The following is a 21,066-nucleotide window of genomic DNA, read 5'->3' on the forward strand; positions in this document are numbered from 1 at the left end:
CAAATTAAAAATTAAAGTGCGACAGCTTAATTATCTGTTCAGGACGCTCGAATTCAAAAGTTTATCTTTACCTATCTATATAGAATAAGTATTGACGGTTCTTTTGTTTTACCCAGGTACGACGCGCCTTAATTATTAGTTTCCAATTATTAATTTGCGAAGCACCTGCTCTTGTACTACTTGTATTGTTTATGTAAATCTGTTCAAAGATCGCTCGTTTCACGATTGCTGTTCTTTTCAGAAAGCGGATGCAAAGGTAAGAACTTTAAAGCATATCTTCCAAATATTTTCGGAAGTTTTTTTATTTTTCTTTTTTCTCTTTCCTCGTCGTCTCTCTTGTCGAAAGGGAGGCAAAAAGAAAAAGGAAGAAGGACCAGGCACCGTTTCTTTAAAAAGAATGTCAACTCGCGCTGCTTTCGTTTTCAAAAGCGGGTGCAAAGGTAAGGACTTTAAAGCATAACTTCCAAATGTTTCGGAAGTTTTTTTTTCATTTTTCTTTTCCAAGGCCGAAGTTCCGAAGGAAACCTATGGCAAAGAAGAGAAAAATGGAAGCTTACCGCTCCGTTTTACTGTCAGAATGTCAAAACATCGCCGCCTTCGTTCCCGAAAGCGGATGCAAAACTAGGGCTTTTACGGACATCTGCAAAATATATACAAGCTTTTTTTGAGGGTTTACGTGAACTTTTTCATAACTAGCTGATTGATAGATATGTTTTAAAGCATATTTTTTAAAGGGAAAGAAAGGCAGGAAGGAAAGGGACACATTATATATATACGCGCGCGCATCGGAATATACTAAGTTCACCCCTTGACATAGACCACTGAACGGCCGGCACCACGCTTGCGAATCACGCCGGAATCGATAAATGTCTGCAAATCCCTCGAAGCCCGGCGGGCGGTGACATGGACAAGGCGGGAATATTCTGCACGAGTAATACAGACATTAGCTTCCAGAAAGTCCATCATGCTTTTTTCACGGGCAACCATGTCGCCCATTGCTTTCGGTTTATCCGGGAAAAAGCGTTTATCCGCACGTTCCAACTCCATCTTACCTGCCACATAACGTTTGAATTCGATGCCGGGACGGAATTTCACCGTGGACATCTTGACCGACTCCGCACGTACTTCTTTCTTATTCATCACCGGATGGGTACACTTCAGCGTGGTGCTGAAGAAGCCAAGTCCCTCTATCTCCACCGTATAGCCCTTTGCCAGCCAGTCTCCAAGCGTAGTGGTGATGGCTTGCACAATACCCACAACCATGGCGTGGGGCATATGTTCTTCACGAAAAACCCGTTCCATGAACTCTTTACCAGAAATGGTTCCCTTGGAACAGACACGGGCATGCAGCGACTTCGGTTCCTCGCCTTCGGGGACAGGCGTTTCATAAAGGTCATAATAAGCACTCATAAAATAATTTAAATTAATGGTTTATAGAGAATTGAGGGAAACTTGCAGCAAACTTGGGGAAGAAATGTTCTCGAAATCGGCAGAAGCTGGCAGTAAAGGTACTAATTATTTTTCTTGCCACAAGGATTTTACTTTCTTTCCACTGCCGTATTCTTTTCTTTCCACAGCTGTGGAAAGAAAAGAATACGGCAGTGGAAAGATTAGCATTTAGGATAGAAAAGGATAACTCCCAATGAGTCTGTCCTTAGTTCTTGGCAGGCAAAGAAACAGAAGCCTCCAATATCGGGGAGACAGACTCCCAAACCTGAGCATCGATACTCTGCATTCCTTGCACAGAAGGATGCCCCCATTGTTTATCAATGTCGTGCAAACGAATATTCTCGATGCCATAGTGCCGGCAAATTTCATCCATGGAATCAGTTACCTCTTCGGATAATTCAGAATTGGTAATATTATAAATCCTGGCCGCAGGATAGAGCTGCTTGAGAGATGCAAGCAGATAGCAAAAGGCAGGACGGAAGCTATACAAATCGGCTTTCGTCCAGCCATCATATTGGTATGCGCCAATGGGAGCACCTGCCCAACTGTCATTGGTACCGCCAAAAACAAGGATTATGTCGGGGGTGCCGAGGTTGTGAATACGGGTGATAAAAGAACGGTCGGAGTAATCAGCTTTCTCGTAACCGGTATGACAGACGGTAGAGCCGGAATAGGAATTGTTGCGTTCCAACTGAAAGCCGTGCTCATGGATGAAACGGTACCACCAGGTTTCCTCCACCTTTGTCACATCATTCTCTTTCTTTTCGCCGGGAACTCCATACCAGCAGAGATTGGCGGCAGGAGAGACATGACCGTAAAAAGTGGAATAGGAATCGCCAAGAATAGAAACTTTCTTTTGAGCAAACACCCCTGATATAAGGGTCAGGGAAAAAACAACCAGAAAAAACAAGGATTTGCAGTTCATAATAGATAGATTTTTATGTCGTATGCCGCAAAGTTATAAAGTTTGTCCCGGTTTGACGGCAAGAAACCGTAGTTTTTTTGCCATAGCCCGCTTATATGAAAGCCCCTCTACCATCGGATTCCCACAAAAAAAGGAAATGCCGGATTGATAGAGGGGCGAGAGAATGAAGATGAGAAAGAGTATATTTTACTCCCGCCCTCCACCGAGGGCTTGATAGAGGTTGATGATACCTTGTATTTCATCAAAGCGGTCGGCTACCTGTGTCAGTTGGGCAGAGAGTAGCCCCTGCTGGGCAGTGAGCACTTCCAAATAGGTGGAAGTGCCGTATTGCATCAATAACCGGGTGCTGCAGACGGTAGTTTCCAGTGAAGTTATCTGCCTTGCGCGGAGCTCCGTCTTTCCACGGGCTACCTGCACTTGGGTCAGAGCATTGTTCACTTCGCTACCGGCATTGAGCAAAGCTTGCTGAAAAGCGAGCCTGGCTTCTTCCTGCTGTGCTTTGGCTATCTTGAGCTGTGCCACGTTCAGCCCTTTGTTGAACAAGGGTTGTGTCAGCGAGCCGATGGCAGAGAAGAGTAGTTTTCCTGGATTGACAATCATGCTTCCTGCCGAGTTGGTCCAGCCAGCTGTACCGCTCAGGGTGATGGAGGGGTAGAAAGCAGAACGGGCGGCATTGGTGCTGTAGAAAGCGGATGCCAGCGAGAGTTCGGCACTTTTCACATCGGGACGGCGGGAAAGCAGTTGCAGAGGTACGCCCACCGCAAGTTCCTGCGGGAACTCCTGCCCCGCCAACCGGCCACGCTCAATGGTGCCCGGAACATCGCCCAACAGAATGGAGAGACTGTTCTCCACTTCCTTTACCTGCTGCCGGAGGTCGAGCAGCGAAGCTTCTACCTGACGACAGTTGGCTTCGGATTGCGAGACACTCGCCTCGTTCGTCATACCTGCAGCCATCATGGCTCGCATGGTGCGTACACTTTCGCGCCAACTGGCGGCTGTTTCTTCGGAAATGCGGTATTGCTCGTCGAGTATCAGCAAGGTGTAGTACAAATTGGCCACATTAGCTATCAGCGAAGTGTTAACGGCTTGTTCGTACTCCAAGCTTTGAAGGTAGAGCGCTTTGGAACGGCGTTTGGCATTGGTCAACTTACCAAAAATATCGACTTCCCAACTTGCCGAGGCAATGCCGGAATAGGTCCACGAGCCTTTGGAATTGTCGAAACTGCTGACGCCACCCTGCGGAGTGAGCATAAACGAAGGCAGGTACGAAAGTTTGGCCGACATCAGCGTGGCTTCCGCCTCCTTGATACGTTGCCGGGCGGAAAGCAGGTCGGTGTTGCCTTGCAAGGCTTGCTCGATAAGCGACTGTAATTGCGGGTCCGTAAAAAGCTCGCGCCAGGAAAGGGAAGCGATGGAGGCAGTGTCCGATGCCGCAAACAGACTCAGGCTATCCAGACTTTGCCCATCCAAATCGTGTCCATAAAGTCCATCGGTCGTGATGTCCTCCGGGCGCTGGTATTTGGTATAGATGCCGCAACTGGTCAGTACCAAGCCGACGACAGCTAATAATATGAATTGTTTCTTCATTATTTTTTTATGTTAGTTACGCGATAATGTACTAATGTGATTCTTCTATCTCCTTCCGGCTTACTTTCATCTCTTCCTCAATCTGCCAGTCGCTCGTCGGGACGGATTGGGCAGGACGAAGCCGCTCCTGCAACCACTGGAAACTGATGAACAAGACAGGAACAATGAACAGCAGCGCCAATGTGCCGATGAACATACCACCGACAACACCCGTACCCAATGAACGGTTACCGTTGGCTCCGACACCCGTGGCAACCACCAAGGGGAAAAGGCCGAAAATCATCGTCAGTACCGTCATCAGGATGGGACGGAAACGCGCCTTTGCCGCACTGACGGCAGAAGCAATCAGCCCCATTCCCGCTTTACGGCGCTCGGCGGCATACTCCGTCAACAGAATAGCGGTCTTTGCCAACAGACCTATCAGCATGATAAGTCCCGTCTGCAAATAGATATTATTCTCCAACCCGGCTATCCTGGCAAAAAGGAACGACCCCATCAGGCCCGCAGGAACGGCCAGGATAACGGCAAACGGAATCAGAAAGCTCTCGTAAAGCGCACTCAGAATCAAGTAAATCATCAAGATACAGATACCGAAGATGATGACTGTAGTACCACTCTGCTGGCTTTCCTCGCGGGTGATGCCACCAAAGTCATAGCCATATCCCTTCGGCAAGGCTATCTCCGCCGTTTCTTGTACGGCACGGATGGCGTCACCGGTACTGTATCCCTCAGCAGGCATGGCATTCACGGCAATGGAGTTGAACATGTTGAAGCGGCTCAAGGACTCGGCACCGTAGGAACGGGTCAGTGTAACGAACTGGCTCAACGGAGCCATCTCACCGTTGGACATGCGCACAAAGGCATTGTTCAGTGAAGCCTCATCCAAACGGAACTTCGGGTCGGCCTGAATCATTACCTTGTAAACTTTGGAGAAACGGTTGAAGTTGGAGACATATTGCCCGCCATAATAGCCCGACAGTGTGGACAACACCTGGTCGGGAGTAATCCCGGCACGTTTGCACTTGGAAGCATCCACCTCGACGGTCCACTGCGGATAGCGTACATCGAACGTGGAGTATGCCATCGAAATTTCCGGACGCTGGTTCAGTGCCGCCAGATACTGCTGGGTGGTCTGGAAGAAGGTGTTCATATCCCCTCCCTGCTTGTCCTGCACATTCAAGTCCAGCGCATTACCCATACCATAGCCCGGAATCATACCCGGAGCAATGGCAAAGACTGTAGCATCCTTAATATCCGCCGTGCGAGCGTATATCTGGTTGACGACTGCCTGCACCTGGTCTTCCTTTGCCGTACGCTCGTCCCAAGGTTTCAGCTTCACGATAATCATACCGAAAGAATTTCCCTGCCCGGACAGCAGACCGTAACCGGCAACTTTCTGCAAGTGCAATTTCTGAGGAAGGTCTTCCAGACGCTTCTCCACGCGGTCTATAATGTCATTTGTCGTCTTGAGCGAGCTACCCGGAGCGGTGCTAACGTTGACAAACAACGTTCCTTGGTCCTCGTCGGGCACCAGTCCGGTCTTGGTGGTATTCATCAGGAATACCAGCAGCACTACCGAAAGTGCCAGCAACGACCATCCCAGCCAGCGGCGCTTGATGAACAGCAGCACTATCTTCTTATACTTCTCGACCACCGCCTCGAAAGCCGTGTTGAATGCCTTGCGGAAGCGCGAAGCAAAATTATTCTTCTCCGTCCCATCCTCATTGATATAAGGTTTCAGCAGCAAGGCACAAAGTGCGGGACTGAGTGTCAGCGCATTAATCGCCGAAATGCCAACGGCCACCGCCATCGTCAGCCCAAACTGGGTATAGAACGTACCGGAAGTCCCTCCCATGAATGATACCGGAATAAACACCGCCATAAACACCAGTGAAGAAGTGATAACCGCATTGCTGATGCCCTTCATCGCATCAATACTTGCCATGTAGGAGGACTTATAGCCCACATCGAACCGTGCCTGCACCGCCTCCACCACGACAATGGCGTCATCCACCACCGTACCAATCACCAATACCAGCGCAAACAGCGTAATCAGGTTGATACTGAATCCGGCAACGGACATGAAAGCAAACGTACCAATCAGTGAAACAACGACACCTACCAGCGGAATCAGCGTAGAGCGGATGTCTTGCAAAAAGACATAAACCACCAGGATAACCAGGATAATAGCCTCAATCAGCGTTTTCACCACTTCGTGGATAGAGGCGAAAAGGAAGTCGTTACTGGACATCATCTGGGTAAGCTCCACGCCTTTCGGCAAGTCCTTGCGTGCTTCTTCAAGGAGCCGGTCAATCTGCCGGTTCACTTCCGTGGCATTGGACCCCGCGGTCTGGAACACCATGCAGGAGATACCGGGATGTCCATCCATGGTACCTTTGTAGGCATAACTGTCCTTACCCAGCTCTATATCGGCGATGTCCTTCAGTTTCAGCACCTCGCCGTCTTCGGTAGAACGGATGACGATGTCGCCGAACTCCTCAGGAGTAATGAGGCGTCCCGTATATTTCATGGTATATTGATACGTCTCATCCGAGTTCTCACCGAACGACCCGGTGGCCGATTCGATATTCTGCTCTGCCAGCACAGCCGTCACATCCGAAGGTATCAGCTTGTACTGCGCCATGACATCCGGTTTCATCCAGATACGCATGCTGTAGTCACCACCCATAATCATCATATCGCCCACACCGGAGATACGGAGAATCTGCGGCTTCAGGTTGATACTGATATAGTTGGCAAGAAAGTTTTCGTCATAGCTGTCATCAGGGCTATATAAAGAGAACATCTGCAAGATACTGGTCTGCCGCTTGCTGGTGGTGACACCCACCTGGGTTACTTCGGCAGGAAGCTGCCCCGTGGCTTTGGACACACGGTTCTGCACATTGACCGCCGCCATGTCCGGGTCTGTACCCTGCTTGAAGTAAACAGTAATGGAAACCGACCCTGCATTGCTGGCGGTAGAAGTCATGTAAGTCATGTCCTCCACACCGTTGATGGCCTCTTCCAACGGAGCGATAACACTTTTCTGAAGGGTTTCCGCACTGGCACCATAGTAAGTGGTGCTCACCATGATGGTGGGCGGTGCAATGTCGGGATATTGTTCAACGGGCAAGGTGAACAATCCGATGATGCCCAGAATGACAATCGTAATGGAGATGACTGCCGAAAAAACGGGGCGTTCTATAAAAGTTCTGAGGTTCATATTCTATCGGTTAAAAATTATCATTCATTCGTTTTGGGTTGGACGGAGGTACCTTCACGCAGCAAACCCACACCTTCGGCCACAATTGTGTCCCCCACTTTCAAGCCGCTCTCTACGATATATTCCTGACCTCCGTTCACACGGGTCACTTGCACGGGAACTGATTGCGCCTTGCCGTCAACTACCTTATATACATAGACCTTGTCCTGCACTTCGTAAGTGGCACTCTGGGGAACAACGATGCAGTTCTCTTTCCGTACCGGGATGATGACGTTGCCCGAACCGCCACTGGTCAGCAATCCCTCTTTATTGGGGAACACGGCACGCAGACTGACTGTACCCGTAGAGGTATCAATTACACCACTGATAGTTTCTATCTTACCTTCTTGCGGATAGACAGAACGGTCATTGAGCTGTAATTCGATAGAGTCCATCTCTGCCAGCGCCTTATCCTTGGAGCCGTAGCGGCGGGTGAGGTCAAGCAACTGATTCTCTGTCATGGAGAAATAGACATACATATTAGAATTATCGGATACGGTCGTCAGTGGTTTGGGCAAACTGGCGCTGACCAACGTCCCCACCCTATAAGGGAGCGTACCTACCATTCCATCTGCCGGACTCTTCACTTCTGTATAAGAGAGGTTATTGGCGGCATTCACCTGCTGCGCCTCGGCTTGGGCCAACTGGGCTTTCGCTGTCAGCAGGCTGTTGTAGGAAGTCTTTAAGTCAAACTCGGAAATCACCTTCTGGGCATAAAGCTCCTTCTTGCTGTCATATGTCAGTTGCGAAGTGGCCACGCCGGCACGGGCAGCTTCCACATTGGCTTCTGCTGTGCGCAAGGCTGCCAGATAGGGCACCTGGTCGATAATAAACAAGACTTGCCCCCGACGCACGGTCTGTCCTTCCTCCACACAAAGTTTGGTGAGTGTACCGGACACCTGCGGATAGATGTCAATGTCCTGCCGTCCGCGGATGGCTGCGGAATAGATTGTCTGCAGTTCTCTGTCGGTAGTCGAAATAGTCATCACCTGATATTCCGACTGGGGTTGCACGGCAGGCGCGCTGCCGCAGGCTGCCAGTGTTGCACAACAGATGACGGTCATCATCTGTTTCATCATACTCTTTTTTGTTTTCATACTCTTTATCTTAAAAAAAATAATACGCCGGCTTTATCTTTTATTTTTTAAGCCGGCAGCAAAGGTATGCCGTTTTTGAACAACCTTTTGTTTCATTGGAGGTACACGACTGTTCATTTTCGGAACATGCCATTTAACAATCCAAAAAGAACTCGTACCTTTGTGACCGCAAATCATAAACAATCTAAAATATGAACCCATTACTGACTACCAAACAAGAAACGTTCAGAGCCGGAACAGACAACCTGGAATTCTTCCGGGAACGTCTTCTGAAAATGAACAATGGAGCACTGATGTTCTGCACCCGTGGAGAAGCAATTATCACAATAGATTTAAGAAAATATCATATTGTACCCAATACGCACATTACGCTGCTTCCAAGTTCCATTATTTCACTGACAAGTGCGAGTAAAGATTTCCTGGTGGACTTCTTTGCCTATTCCGAGACAATGTTCAAGACGGCATGCTTCCGTTTAGAGCCGCCCTTCATACATTTTATAAAGGAGAATGCATGCTATACGCATACCGAAGACGAACCGGTTCGTGCTATCACGGGACTCATCACGGCAAGCAATGCCATCTACCGCGATTCTGAAAATCTGTATCGCGAAGCCATTGCACAAAACCTGCTGCAAATTTTCTTTCTCGACACCTACGACAAGGTTCAACGTTACTTTACGGAAGAGCAAATCAATGGCAGTAACCGGAAAGAAGAATTGTTCAAAAAGTTTATAAATCTGGTACATACGTACTGTGCTACCCAGCGGGATGTCGTTTTTTATGCTGACCAACTCTGCATTTCGACCCGCTACCTATCTGCCATCACCAAACAAGTGGCGGAAAATTCTGCCAAAGAAATCATTGACGAAAACCTGATATTGGAACTGAAAATGGCGTTGCAATCCACCGGCATGTCACTGAAAGAGATTGCCGACAAATATCGTTTTCCCGACCAGTCTTTCTTCGGACGATATTTCAAGAAACACACGGGAATGTCACCCAAGGAGTATAGAGCAAAAAAGAACTGAGGTATGAGCATGCATTTATCCCCTTCTCCTCTGCCTCTTTAGTATTTTTTTAGTATATTTGTCAGACACTAATTTAATCAGTTCAATACCATGAGAAAACTTACACACATGCTCCTTGCAGGCACTCTCATCCTGGCCTGCTCTTCATGCGGAGTAGAAACAACAGCCAACTATCAAGTCATTCCCCTGCCCCAGGAGGTTGCCTTGAGTCAGGAATCCCCCTTCAACCTGAATGACGGTACCATCATCGCCTACCCCGAACACAATGAACTTTTGAAACGCAATGCCGAGTTTTTGGCCGAATACATCAGCCAGTCCACCGGCCACACCCTCCAGACAGAAGCCCTTGCCCCGGGGAGCGAAGCGCCCAAAGGCGCCATCACATTGGGACTGGATCCGGCCATCGGCAACCGGGAAGGCTATGTGCTGACCGTCAAAGCCGACCGGGTGACCCTAAACGGACAGACCGAGAACGGGGTGTTCTACGGTATACAAACCCTGCGTAAATCAATCCCCGCCGAAACCAAAGCCACCTCTATCCTATTGCCTGCCGGCAGCATCCAGGATGAACCCCGCTTCAGCTACCGGGGCATGCACCTCGATGTGGGCCGCCACTTCTTTCCCATTGAGTTCGTAAAAAAATACATAGACTTGCTGGCACTTCACAATATGAATACCTTCCACTGGCACCTCACCGAAGACCAAGGCTGGAGAATAGAAATAAAGAAGTATCCCAAGCTGACGGAAATTGGCGCCTGGCGCGACCGTACCGTTATCGGCCGGAACACCGAAGAGTATGACAACACCCGGTATGGCGGTTTCTATACGCAGGAGCAAGCCAAAGAAATCGTAAAATATGCCGGGGAGCGCTATATCACGGTCATCCCCGAAGTAGACCTGCCCGGACACATGCTTGCCGCACTGGCCGCCTATCCCGAAATGGGATGTACCGGTGGACCGTATGAAGTGTGCCCACGTTGGGGCGTATTCGAAGATGTGCTGTGCATCGGCAACGAAAAGTCCATGCAGTTCCTCGAAGATGTCATGGCCGAAATCATTGACATATTCCCTTCCAAATACATCCACATCGGCGGTGACGAAGCTCCCCGCACCCGTTGGGAAAAGTGTCCCAAATGCCAGGCACGTATCAGAACCGAAAAATTGAAAGCCGACAAGAACCATACTGCCGAAGACCGTCTGCAGAGCTATTGTATGACACGTATCGAAAAGCTCCTCAATAGTAAAGGACGCCAGATTATCGGCTGGGATGAGATTCTGGAAGGCGACGTCGCCCCCAACGCAACTGTTATGTCATGGCGTGGCTCGGCAGGAGGAATCAAGGCGGCCCAACTGGGACACGACGTGATAATGACACCCAATGACTATTGCTACTTTGATTATTACCAAAGTGAGGATACCCGGCACGAACCATTTGCCATCGGAGGCTTTGTCCCATTGGAGAAAGTATACAGTCTGAATCCTACCGCCTCACTGACCGAAGAACAAGCTAAGCACATACTCGGCACACAAGCCAACCTTTGGACAGAATACATCCCGACCAGCGAACAGGTAGAGTATATGGTTCTCCCCCGTATGGCCGCCCTTGCCGAAGTACAATGGACACAACTGGAAAAGAAAGATTATACAAACTTCACTACCCGACTGGCCGGACTCATCGGCCTCTACCGGAGAGACGGGCTCAACTACCGGGAACCCTTCCGACAGCAGGCAGACTCCACAGCGACCGAGAAGAAGTAATCAGAACTGGAAATAGATAAACGGCTGTATCTCCGAACTTTTCATCTGAATGACCAGATAGATTACAGCAAGCATCAGTACCGCCTTTCCCAACAAGGGGAGGCGGATTACTGTTTTTGTGCAAGCACGTTCCCAACTGTCGGGCACAAAATGCAGCAGATAGCCCAATGCCATCAGTGCAAACACTTCCCAATAACCCTCTACCAGCTGCGGGAAGAGTTGCGGACGGAAAGTAGTGAATATCTGCTTCAGCATATCCATTGATGTGGAGAACTCCGCATTACGGAAGAATATCCAGCAGAAACAAACAAAATGGAAAGTGACAAGCACTCCGAAGAAGCGGTGGATGCCATGGCTCTCCGTCCCCTTCTTACGCCCGGTAAGCGTCATCCAGAACTTATGGGCTGCAAGCGCAACGCCATGCATCATTCCCCAAAGTACAAAATTCCACGAAGCGCCATGCCACAAGCCGCCCAGGAACATGGTAATGATGAGATTGGCATATTGGCGGATTTTCCCCTTCCGGTTGCCTCCCAAAGAAATATAAAGGTAATCGCGCAACCAGCTGGAAAGCGAAATATGCCACCGCCTCCAAAATTCCGTAATGGAAGCGGACTTATAAGGGGAATCGAAATTGATATTGAAATGGAAGCCCAGCAACAAGGCAATGCCGATAGCCATATCACTGTAACCGGAGAAGTCGCAATAAATCTGCAAGGCATAGCCATAAACACCCATCAGATTCTCCACCCCCGAATAAAGAGTAGGATTATCAAAAATACGCTCTACAAAGTTAACGCTGATATAGTCCGATATAACCGCTTTCTTGAAGAGCCCACTCACGATGAGGAAGATTCCACGTCCGAACATCTCATTGGAGACAAACAGCGGGCGGCGGATTTGCGGAATGAAATCACGGGCACGTACAATAGGACCCGCCACCAACTGGGGAAAGAAAGAAACATAAAAAGCATAATCCAACAAACTGGTCAGAGGCGTTATCTGGCGACGGTACACATCTATCGTATAGCTCAACGACTGAAAAGTGAAAAAAGAGATGCCCACCGGAAGGAAAATATCCATTGTCGTGAACGTGCCTCCCGTCAGCGAGGCAAAAGTTTCGCCCAGAAAATTGGTGTACTTGAAGTAACACAACAATCCCAAATTGATGAACAGACTCAACACAACCCATGCCTTACGTAGCCAGGGAATAGCCTCGCGTGCCATCAAGCGTGCAATGAAAAAGTCACAGACCGTCACCAGTCCAAGCAGGAAGAAATAAGTGCCACTACTTTTATAATAGAAGTAATAGGAAAACAAGGTGACAAACAGCAAACGCGCCGTCGTCCGGCGTTGCAACAACAGATAAACCAATATAAAAGCGACAAACAGCCAGAGGAAAATACCACTGCTGAATATCATCGGGGCTTGCGGGTCATAAGTGAAGACATCGCGCAAACGGTCCAAGTCTATATTCAATCCGGATAAAAATTCGTCAATATTCCACATAATCGTTATAAGCTTTTAACAAGGCCTGGTAGAACAGCTCGCCTTGCAGGCGGTAACCGTCCGGCAAATAGTGTACATGGTCCGGACGCATCAATCCGGCTTCCTGCCAGTTGAGGCAGGCACGGTGGGTACCGCCAAGTATTTCGTACATGTCCCATACCGCCAATCCGTTTTCATCGGCATAGCGGCGGATGGTCTGCACGGCAACGGCAGTACGCGGATTAATCTTATAGGTCCGACGACGGCGACGCTGCCGGAAACTCTCGTAAGAGCCCGGAGGAGTGGTCATCAACATCGGTACATTCGGCAGTTTCTCGCGAAGCATGCGTACAAGGTCGTCCATCTGGCGATAGTGCAGCATTGTATTGTAACGGCGGTTATGGCTTTCGTTCGTCCCGAAGGAAAGAATAAGCAGGTCGGGATGCAGAGCCGCAATATCAGCAATACGGTCCAGACGGGTGAAAGTAGTACAAAATGCACCGTTGATACCTACATCGGTATAAGAGACTGCCCCGAAAGTGTCCTGCATCAACGCACCGGTGGTACGGGGGAAGATATGGCCGCGTATATGGCTGTCGCCCACATGTACGATGCGAAGCGTATCAGCGGAAGCGCCCAGCCGAGACAGACGCAACTTCTCCCAGAAAGGATTAAGAATACCCAGACTGTCGGTAAGTACATTCTCCTTCATTTGCCGGAATGCGGCGGGAAAAGTTATCAAAGGGACAGACACCGTATCCGTACGTTGGGAATAGAGGCAGAGAGTATCACAATCCGTTCCGCCGACATGACACGAAAGGCTGCCCGGCAATACATCTTGTGCATGGAGCGGCCCTATCGCCGCAATCAGCACCAGCACCGCGCAGCAAATCGTACATCGTAAATCGTACAATCGTGAATCCTCCTTATGGCTCCTCTTCATAGTAGGCCCTCCTTCTGTCATACTGTTCCTTACCATAAATCAAAGACTCATAAAGCAATCCCGCAAGATACTTTCCACCACGGAAGTTGATGTGCGTATAATCATAATTGGCCAGTGACGGCTTGGCATGCACCATCTCTGCCATACTGCCTTCCCCACCCATAGCCTCGAACATGTTCCAGAAAGCGACAGCCTCATCCGCCGCCAAATTCTGTTGATAACGAACCAGATTCTTGATACCGGGCATGGTACGCAGCTCCCCTTCTTCGGTCTTATAGTCACGGTCGCCCACGCTGACCACAAGGATGGCAGCTTGCGGAAAGGCTTCCTTGAGATGTTCCACCGTTGTCTGCATACCTGCAATGTACCTATCGTAATTGCGTCCGCGCTCGGTGGCCACATTCAAGCCGTATTGCAGGATTATCAGGTCGTAGGGTCGCTGCTCGTTGAACTCGCGCATCATCCACACGGGAACAGAACGGAGGGAGAGGCCGGAGCTGCCACGCAGTGAGAAGTTATCCAGCACAATGCCGGAAGTACCGTCCATGGCAAGGCCATAAAACAAGGTGGAGTCCGCACTTTCCACCGTCCAACGGACAGAACCGATATTTCCCTCTACCGTCATCTCCTGCAAATCATCAATCGGCTCAAAAGTCTCGGTAGTTGCTTCGCCACGATTGACGCGGACAGAAAGGGTGGTTGTGCCACGGTTATAGAAAAAAATACTGGCACGCTGGCAAGTATCCAGACGGGAGGCATAGTTCTTCTGCCCCCGCAGTTCCACATAAGCACCGGTATTCGGAATAAAGTAATGTCCGGAGACTCCCAGCTTGCTACGGTCAAAGAACACGGAGTCCATGACAGAATGACTCTGCCATCCGCTGAAGGAATGACGCACTGTAGGACGGAAGCCACTGGTCATGGACGTAATGGTGACAAAACCTACTCCGCAACCGCCATATTTCTGCTGAAGCATCTCGCGTAAATCAGCCGTCAGAATATCCGCTTCGATAAAGGAGTCGCCGAAGTAGGCGATACGAACCGGACGGGGTGCTTTGGCAAGCTCGTCGAGCGCCTGATAGAACCGCGTCATGCCACGCATGGTAGAATCGCTGTAATCTTCAATGCACGTCATGCCCGCACGGCAGGTGTCCACAAAGGCGGGCTTCACCTTCGGGGGCGGAGGCAGCAGGCTGTCCGGCTCACTCACCGGCTTGGAAGGACGACGCACGTCCCCCAAGATATCCACACGCCTCAGCACACGGCCACCCATCGTAATACTTGGCAACAGATGCATCAGCAACAATGCACCCCATACGATAAACGCCAACAGACCCGTATATTTCAATGAATTCTTTTCCATACCTAATGTGGCCGCAAAGATATAGATATAGGTTGAAAAAATCTCTCCGGACAAAAAAGAATTATCCCCAAAGAAACAAGATTTTTTCTCCGGGGATAACGGTTATAGACAGAGCAGACCCGATTAAATGGTCTGTTCGATATTCCAAACAAAAGCACGGAGTCCGAGTTGCTCGGTCTCCTTGTCCATCCGGTGGAGCGCTTCGAGCAACGGAGCCACCTTAGCCTCATCTATGATAGTGATGATGGCGGAACACATACTGGGCCAGGCATGGCTGCCATAGTGCGGTTCCCCCGTCTTACTGCCACGCCCCTGTACTTGCTGCCAATAGCTGAAGCCGCGGCAGTTGTGGCGGTCAAGCAATGCCATGATACGTTCAAAGAACGCTTGGTCGAATGTTATAAATACTGATTTCACGCTATATAATGTTTAGTGATTAATGTTTAATGATTAACGGATAATGATTAATCATTGTTTACGTGGTTTCGTCATCTTCTCCTTATGCAACTGGTAATAATCATTCAGCTCACGGTCTTTCTTAATCTTCTTACGCGTGCGGCGGATACCAACACCTGCAAACGAGCAATAGAGTACGGGGACAAGAATCAATGTCAGAATGGTAGATACCGTCAGACCGCCAATTACGGCAACACCCAACGGACGCCACATCTCGGCACCTTCACCCTGCCCTACAGCCATCGGCACCATACCGAGGATAGTGGTCAGCGTAGTCATCAATACCGGACGCAAACGGCTGCGGCCTGCCGTGACTACAGAGTGAAGCACCGCTTGACCACGTTCGCGGCAAAGCGTGATGTAGTCGATGAGTACGATACCGTTCTTCACCACAATACCAATCAACATGATTCCACCCAAAAGCGACATCACATTCAAATTGGTTCCCGTAAAGAATAATGCCATCAACACACCGCTGAATGCAAATGGAATGGAAAACATGATGATGAACGGATAGCTCAAAGACTCAAACTGAGCTGCCATCACAATGAATACGAGAATAACAATCAATACAGCCAGCGTTCCCAAGTCGGAGAATGAATCCTGTTGGTCCTCATACGAACCCGAAATCTGGATAGAAGCACCACTTGGTAAGTCCATCTTATCAATTATAGCATTACCATCGGCCACCACATCGCCCAAAGGTGCTCCCGAAATAACCGCAGATACAGTAACAATACGCTCACGGTCTTTACGTTCGATGGTAGGAGGAGCAGAACGCTCGACTACTTTGCCGAGGTCTTTCACGCGAATACCCTCACCGGAAGGCGTATAAATAAGGATGTTCTCCAAATCTTCAATCTTTGTACGGAATTCGGGAGCGTAACGCACACGGATGTCGTACTCGTCACCATCTTCGCGATAATAAGATGCCAAAGCACCATTTACACGATTACGCAGATAGTTGGAGGCAGTAGAAAGATTCAAGCCATGCAATGCCAGCTTCTCACGGTCAAAGTCCACCTGATATTCGGGCTGATAATCCTGACGGCTGATGTTCACTTCACTCACACCTTTCACCTGCAACAATTTCTCTTTCAGTTCGGCTGACACTTTGTCCGTAGCGGTGAAGTCGTAACCATAAACCTCAAAGTCGGCACTTGCCTGGGCGCTCATGCCGCCTGTGCTACCGCCCAGAATAACCTGCGCCTTGTCCAATTCAGGATACCCCTTCAAGTCCTCACGCATTTCGTCGCAAACGGTTTCCAGTGTCACGTCACGGTCTCCCGGACTCACCAGACTGATATTGAAACTAATGATATGACTACCGTTGTCCTGCATGGAAGCAAACGTATTGTCAGAGTCCGCCTGCCCCACAGTGTAGTTGCAAACTTTCATCATATCTCCGTAGCGCGTCATCCACTTGTTTGTCAGTTCCGAAGCCAACGCTTCCGCACGCTCCACACGGGCCCCGATGGGCAACTGAAGGTTGATACCGATGCGGCTATTGTCTGCTGCCGGGAAGAACTCGGTACCAATGTACTTGGCACAGAACAGACTTGCCACAAAGAATGCGGCACAGCCTATCATAACCGTCAAGCGATGGCGCACAGCCCAGTTCAACCGGTTCTGATACCACACGTCAAGACCGTCCAGCGCACGCTGAATCGGCGTATAGAGCGTAACGAACATCTTACTCTGCTTTTTCTGCAAACGCAGAAGCTGCGCACACATCATCGGGGTGAATGACAAGGCTGAAACTGTGGAAACCGTCATAATCACACACATCATCCATCCCAACTGACGGAATAACACACCGGACATACCACTTACCATCGTCAATGGGAAGAATACCGCAATCATAGTCAGCGTAGATGCAATTACGGAGATGGCCACCTCGTTCGTGGCATGTATCGCTGCCTGCTTCGGTTCGGAACCCCGTTCAATATGGGTCGTTACATTCTCGAGTACCACAATGGCGTCGTCCACCACGTTACCAATAGCAATAGAGAGACAAGAGAGCGAGATGATATTCAGTGAACCGCCGTCGATGATACCCAGATAGATGAACGAGGCAACCAGTGACATCGGTATGGTGATACAAATAATGACCGTGGCACGCCAACGCCCCAAAAAAACGAACACCACCAAGATAACGAACAGCATAGCGTACATAATGGTTTCCTCCAAGCTGTCTATTGTATTCAAGATGTTATCGGAAGTATTGACAATGATCCCCAGCTTCACATCGCTCGGCAGTGACTTCTGCAACTGCGGCAACATATCAATTACCTTCTGCGAAATAGCTACAGAATTGGCACCCGATTGTTTCTGCACCACAATCATAGCGCCCTGCACACCGTTGCTATACGTCTTCTGTGCACGTTCCTCCACAGAGTCCACAACTTTTGCCACATCGCGCAGATAGACGGAAGCACCGTTGTGCGTACCTACCACGATGTTCTCCATCTCTTTGGGATCCTTGAACTCACCTTCCACACGCAGCGAATAGGTATTGCTACCCACATCGAACGTACCGCCCGGCGTATTCCGGTTTTCGGCACTGATAATAGAGCTGATAGTTTCTACAGAAAGGTTGTAGGCATCCAGTTTATTGGGGTCGCAATATACATTGACCTCACGCTTGGGGGCACCCGAAATGGACACCGTACCCACACCGGGCACACGCGCCAAGGGATTCGCCACGTTGTCATCCAATATTTTGTAAAGAGCCGGCTGGCTCTCCTCTGCCTGCACGGAGAGCAGCAGGATAGGAATCATGTCCGTACTGAACTTGAAGATGATGGGAGTTTCGACCTCATCGGGCAGCATGGAGCTCACCATGTCCAGTTTATCACGCACGTCGTTCGTCAGCACGTCTATGTCATATCCATACTCAAACTCCAGCGTAATCACGGAAATATTCTCCGACGAACGGGAAGTGATATGCTTCAAGTTGCTGACCGAATTCAGCACGTTTTCCAACGGACGGGTCACGTTATTCTCGATGTCCGAGGCACTGGCACCCTGATAGGTCGTCATCACCATAATGGTGTTGGTCTCGATGTCCGGATAAAGGTCTACCGGCAATTTCGACAGAGAGAACAGACCAAATATAGCCACTGCCAGGAAGCAGAGCGAGGTCATAATCGGTTTCTTAACCGCTCCTTCGTATAAACTCATAAGATTAATTCTTTAATTTGCCAATGTGCTAATATGCTAATTGGCTGCGCAATGTAGCTACATCGGCACATTAGCATATTATCACATTACCACATTACCATATTATTTTTCTACCTCGACTTCCACACCATCGGCTAATTTAGACTGCCCAGCAATAACAACTTGAGAGTTATTGTCTACACCGGAAATCAACTCATACTCCGTATCCATACGACGGCCAAGCTCTACCTTATTATAAGACACCTTGCCGTCCTTGTAGACATAGACATAGCGGTCGCCTGAACCGGCACGCTTCACAATGGCCAGGTCGGGAACAACCACGTGGTCCTGTGTTCCGAAGTTCAGCGTGGCGCGGGCAAACATTCCCGGACGTACGCGCTGATCACGGTTGACAAGCTGTATCTCTACCGGGAAAGTACGGGTAGCCGGGTCGATGGTAGGATAAACAAGGCTGATTTTGCCTTCGAACTCCTCGTCACCATAGACATCTACTTTCACGGATACGGGAGCGCCCTTCTTCACTTTGGTAAAGTAGCCTTCGGATACGTTGATGTATAGTTTTACCGGAGTGATTTGCTCCACTACCAGTACCGGTTCTCCACCGCTATACATATCTCCGTTATCGTAATTGCGTGCCGTCACCACCCCGTTAATGGGACTGAGCAACGAGGTGTTCTCCAAGAGATTCTTATAGGAAGTCTCACGGATGTCGAGATTCATCTTGGCGGCATCCCACTCCGACTTGGAGGCACCGCCTACCTTATACAACTCGTCAATACGCTTGAACTCTATCTGCTGGTTGTCCAACTGATATTTTATCTGCTTCAGATTGGCAGCATCCATGCTGACCAGCTTCTGGCCTTTCGACACGCGGTCGCCCACCTCCACAAAGATGCGGTCTATACGCACCGGAGAAGAGGGAGCAATATTGTTTTTTACTTCGGCTTCCACCGTAGCGGTGTATTCCTGAATCTGTTCCACGGGACGGGACGACACCTCGGCCAGTTTCACCCTCGGCTTCTCGTCCACCTTCTCAGCAGCAGCTTTATCACTACCTCCGCTACATGCCCCCAACATGGCAACAACCAGCAGGGCCATCCATTGAAAACCTTTTTTCATATCGTTGTTCTTATTTCTATTCTTCATTCTTAGTTCTTCATTCTTCGTTCTCTGCAATATAATCCTTTCCCAGCACTTGGTCAAGGTCAGCCTTCGCTACCAGATAATCATAGATGGACTGATTGTAAGTCAGTTCAGCCTCCGTAAGCTGCACTTGTGATGTGTTCAGTTCCAACACCGTACCTTTGCCTACCTCATAGCGTTTACCGGCAATCTGCACAGCTTTCTGTGCCTGCATCACATTCTCGCGGTTGCTGACAACCTGCTCGGAACTGGCAGCCATGTTGTTCTGGTAGCTGGTAATCTGCATGTTCAGCTTTCGCTCTGTGTCCAGACGGTTCTGCTCCAACTGACGTATCTGAATACGGTTGGACTTGAGCTTGGTGAAATTGCTTGCCTTATACAAAGGAATACTCAGCGTAAACATCAGTGCGGAACTTCCGCTCCAATTATAATCGAGGATGTTCCAATCCTCGTTGTAGAGTGACTGGTACTGGTAAGAATAGTTCATACCCAAAGTAGGCATGAAGTTGGCACGGAGTGACTTGATGTTCTGATTGAGCATCTTCCGGTTCAAGTCCAACTGCTTCATCGTCGTATTATTGTTCAGATTGGCAGCGGGCTGATTCAGTTCATTGGCAAACAGCTCCGTCTCATAGTTGCCGAGATTGTCGGCAATCTCTATATCCACATCGGCCGTTACCCCCATCAGTACCTTCAACTGCAACTTGGACAACGTCACGGCATTACCCGCTGAAATCACATTCGGCTTAATGCTGCGCATCTGCACCTCGGCACTGATTTTATCGAACTCGCTGACGGTACCCTGCTGATACTTGGCATTGACAATGTTGTAGTTGTCTTCTGCCAGCTTATAGCTCTTCTGCAACACATCGTAGGAGTCTTGCGTCAGCATCAGCTGATAGTAACCCTTAGTTACCTGGTTCACCAAGTCCAGCTTAGAAGCCCGTGACTTTTCCACAGCCAGTTCAATGTCTGTCTTCGTCATCGACATGGCCTTATATACGCTAGGGGCGAATATGGGCAAACTGATATTCAGCACCCCGCTTACCGTATTCGAATTGTCCATACCCATCTTGAACGACTGTCCACCAAGATTCATCTGTGCCGCACTGATGGTATGATTCCACGTACCGTCAATGCTTGCCTGCGGAAGCAAGTTCTGCCAGGTCTCCTTGTGAGTCACTTTCTTCAAAGCAATTTCTTCCTCCGCCACCTTTATGGTAGGATTGTCGCTTAAAGCAATCTCCAAGGCACGGTCAAGGGTCAGGGTCAGGGTATCCTTTGCCTCTTGTGCGCGCACATAGCCGCCGGCATACAGCACAGCAACTGCCAACAGTAGTGCTCTGCCTACCCAAAATCTCTGCATCTTCATAAATCAAAAATA

General features: G+C 49.4%; 15 protein-coding genes. 2 read left to right on the forward strand and 13 right to left on the reverse strand.

Annotated features, from left to right (window positions below; translation table 11 throughout):
• Window positions 1-237: 237 nt before the first annotated feature.
• From DWX62_RS22055 to DWX62_RS18725, 6 genes are all read right to left on the reverse strand, one after another.
• On the reverse strand, window positions 238-504 hold the full coding sequence (locus DWX62_RS22055; RefSeq protein ID WP_165859027.1) for a hypothetical protein: 267 nt from the start codon (window positions 502-504) through the stop codon (window positions 238-240).
• 297 nt (window positions 505-801) lie between these two features.
• Window positions 802-1,410 carry an HU family DNA-binding protein gene (locus DWX62_RS18700; RefSeq protein ID WP_005825608.1) on the reverse strand — a complete coding sequence of 203 codons (609 nt, stop codon included), beginning with the start codon at window positions 1,408-1,410 and terminating at the stop codon, window positions 802-804.
• A gap of 244 nt (window positions 1,411-1,654) precedes the next feature.
• A complete protein-coding gene (locus DWX62_RS18710; protein ID WP_005825612.1) occupies window positions 1,655-2,374 on the reverse strand; it encodes an SGNH/GDSL hydrolase family protein in 720 nt (239 codons plus the stop codon).
• 186 nt (window positions 2,375-2,560) lie between these two features.
• Complete coding sequence (locus tag DWX62_RS18715; RefSeq protein ID WP_035450360.1) at window positions 2,561-3,961, reverse strand: TolC family protein; 1,401 nt, start codon at window positions 3,959-3,961, stop codon at window positions 2,561-2,563.
• A 31-nt stretch (window positions 3,962-3,992) separates the two neighbouring features.
• Complete coding sequence (locus tag DWX62_RS18720) at window positions 3,993-7,184, reverse strand: efflux RND transporter permease subunit (protein WP_118264276.1); 3,192 nt, start codon at window positions 7,182-7,184, stop codon at window positions 3,993-3,995.
• A 20-nt stretch (window positions 7,185-7,204) separates the two neighbouring features.
• The gene (locus tag DWX62_RS18725) at window positions 7,205-8,302 is read right to left on the reverse strand and encodes an efflux RND transporter periplasmic adaptor subunit (RefSeq protein ID WP_229034756.1); all 1,098 of its coding nucleotides are present in this window, start codon (window positions 8,300-8,302) and stop codon (window positions 7,205-7,207) included.
• Window positions 8,303-8,511: 209 nt separating this feature from the next.
• On the opposite strand from DWX62_RS18725, the gene DWX62_RS18730 reads away from it, so the two are divergent.
• A complete protein-coding gene (locus DWX62_RS18730) occupies window positions 8,512-9,348 on the forward strand; it encodes a helix-turn-helix domain-containing protein (RefSeq protein WP_035450363.1) in 837 nt (278 codons plus the stop codon).
• A 90-nt stretch (window positions 9,349-9,438) separates the two neighbouring features.
• Window positions 9,439-11,106 (forward strand): beta-N-acetylhexosaminidase, encoded by a 1,668-nt coding sequence (locus tag DWX62_RS18735; protein ID WP_005833489.1) that lies wholly within the window; start codon window positions 9,439-9,441, stop codon window positions 11,104-11,106.
• On the opposite strand, the gene DWX62_RS18740 is transcribed toward DWX62_RS18735, so the two are convergent.
• The 7 genes from DWX62_RS18740 to DWX62_RS18770 all read right to left on the reverse strand — a co-directional run bounded on the left by DWX62_RS18740 (window position 11,107) and on the right by DWX62_RS18770 (window position 21,054).
• Window positions 11,107-12,615 (reverse strand): MBOAT family protein, encoded by a 1,509-nt coding sequence (locus tag DWX62_RS18740; protein ID WP_057098260.1) that lies wholly within the window; start codon window positions 12,613-12,615, stop codon window positions 11,107-11,109.
• A complete protein-coding gene (locus DWX62_RS18745) occupies window positions 12,602-13,537 on the reverse strand; it encodes an SGNH/GDSL hydrolase family protein (RefSeq protein ID WP_229126681.1) in 936 nt (311 codons plus the stop codon). Before DWX62_RS18745 ends, DWX62_RS18740 begins: the two co-directional genes overlap by 14 nt.
• A complete protein-coding gene (locus DWX62_RS18750; protein WP_009037291.1) occupies window positions 13,521-14,900 on the reverse strand; it encodes an SGNH/GDSL hydrolase family protein in 1,380 nt (459 codons plus the stop codon). Before DWX62_RS18750 ends, DWX62_RS18745 begins: the two co-directional genes overlap by 17 nt.
• 123 nt (window positions 14,901-15,023) lie before the next feature.
• Entirely contained in the window at window positions 15,024-15,317 is a 294-nt protein-coding gene (locus tag DWX62_RS18755; RefSeq protein WP_005825638.1) for a PG0541 family transporter-associated protein, read from the reverse strand.
• A gap of 51 nt (window positions 15,318-15,368) precedes the next feature.
• On the reverse strand, window positions 15,369-18,539 hold the full coding sequence (locus DWX62_RS18760) for an efflux RND transporter permease subunit (protein ID WP_009037292.1): 3,171 nt from the start codon (window positions 18,537-18,539) through the stop codon (window positions 15,369-15,371).
• A gap of 102 nt (window positions 18,540-18,641) precedes the next feature.
• Window positions 18,642-19,658 carry an efflux RND transporter periplasmic adaptor subunit gene (locus tag DWX62_RS18765; RefSeq protein ID WP_016271985.1) on the reverse strand — a complete coding sequence of 339 codons (1,017 nt, stop codon included), beginning with the start codon at window positions 19,656-19,658 and terminating at the stop codon, window positions 18,642-18,644.
• Window positions 19,659-19,695: 37 nt separating this feature from the next.
• Window positions 19,696-21,054, reverse strand: coding sequence for a TolC family protein (locus DWX62_RS18770; RefSeq protein WP_035450368.1), 1,359 nt, complete (start codon window positions 21,052-21,054; stop codon window positions 19,696-19,698).
• Between the last annotated feature and the right edge of the window lie 12 nt (window positions 21,055-21,066).

Origin of the sequence: Bacteroides sp. AF20-13LB (genome assembly GCF_003603065.1) — a bacterium.
GTDB classification, from domain to species: Bacteria; Bacteroidota; Bacteroidia; order Bacteroidales; family Bacteroidaceae; genus Bacteroides; species Bacteroides uniformis.

What these genes read in the sequence shown, in the direction of transcription:
- DWX62_RS18710 (WP_005825612.1), bottom strand. Translation starts at nt 2,374, where the DNA reads ATGAACTGCAAATCCTTGTTTTTTCTGGTTGTTTTTTCCCTGACCCTT.
- DWX62_RS18735 (WP_005833489.1), top strand. Translation starts at nt 9,439, where the DNA reads ATGAGAAAACTTACACACATGCTCCTTGCAGGCACTCTCATCCTGGCC.
- DWX62_RS18730 (WP_035450363.1), top strand. Translation starts at nt 8,512, where the DNA reads ATGAACCCATTACTGACTACCAAACAAGAAACGTTCAGAGCCGGAACA.
- DWX62_RS18700 (WP_005825608.1), bottom strand. Translation starts at nt 1,410, where the DNA reads ATGAGTGCTTATTATGACCTTTATGAAACGCCTGTCCCCGAAGGCGAG.
- DWX62_RS18760 (WP_009037292.1), bottom strand. Translation starts at nt 18,539, where the DNA reads ATGAGTTTATACGAAGGAGCGGTTAAGAAACCGATTATGACCTCGCTC.
- DWX62_RS18770 (WP_035450368.1), bottom strand. Translation starts at nt 21,054, where the DNA reads ATGAAGATGCAGAGATTTTGGGTAGGCAGAGCACTACTGTTGGCAGTT.
- DWX62_RS18750 (WP_009037291.1), bottom strand. Translation starts at nt 14,900, where the DNA reads ATGGAAAAGAATTCATTGAAATATACGGGTCTGTTGGCGTTTATCGTA.
- DWX62_RS18725 (WP_229034756.1), bottom strand. Translation starts at nt 8,302, where the DNA reads ATGATGAAACAGATGATGACCGTCATCTGTTGTGCAACACTGGCAGCC.
- DWX62_RS18715 (WP_035450360.1), bottom strand. Translation starts at nt 3,961, where the DNA reads ATGAAGAAACAATTCATATTATTAGCTGTCGTCGGCTTGGTACTGACC.
- DWX62_RS18720 (WP_118264276.1), bottom strand. Translation starts at nt 7,184, where the DNA reads ATGAACCTCAGAACTTTTATAGAACGCCCCGTTTTTTCGGCAGTCATC.
- DWX62_RS18745 (WP_229126681.1), bottom strand. Translation starts at nt 13,537, where the DNA reads ATGAAGAGGAGCCATAAGGAGGATTCACGATTGTACGATTTACGATGT.
- DWX62_RS18765 (WP_016271985.1), bottom strand. Translation starts at nt 19,658, where the DNA reads ATGAAAAAAGGTTTTCAATGGATGGCCCTGCTGGTTGTTGCCATGTTG.
- DWX62_RS18740 (WP_057098260.1), bottom strand. Translation starts at nt 12,615, where the DNA reads ATGTGGAATATTGACGAATTTTTATCCGGATTGAATATAGACTTGGAC.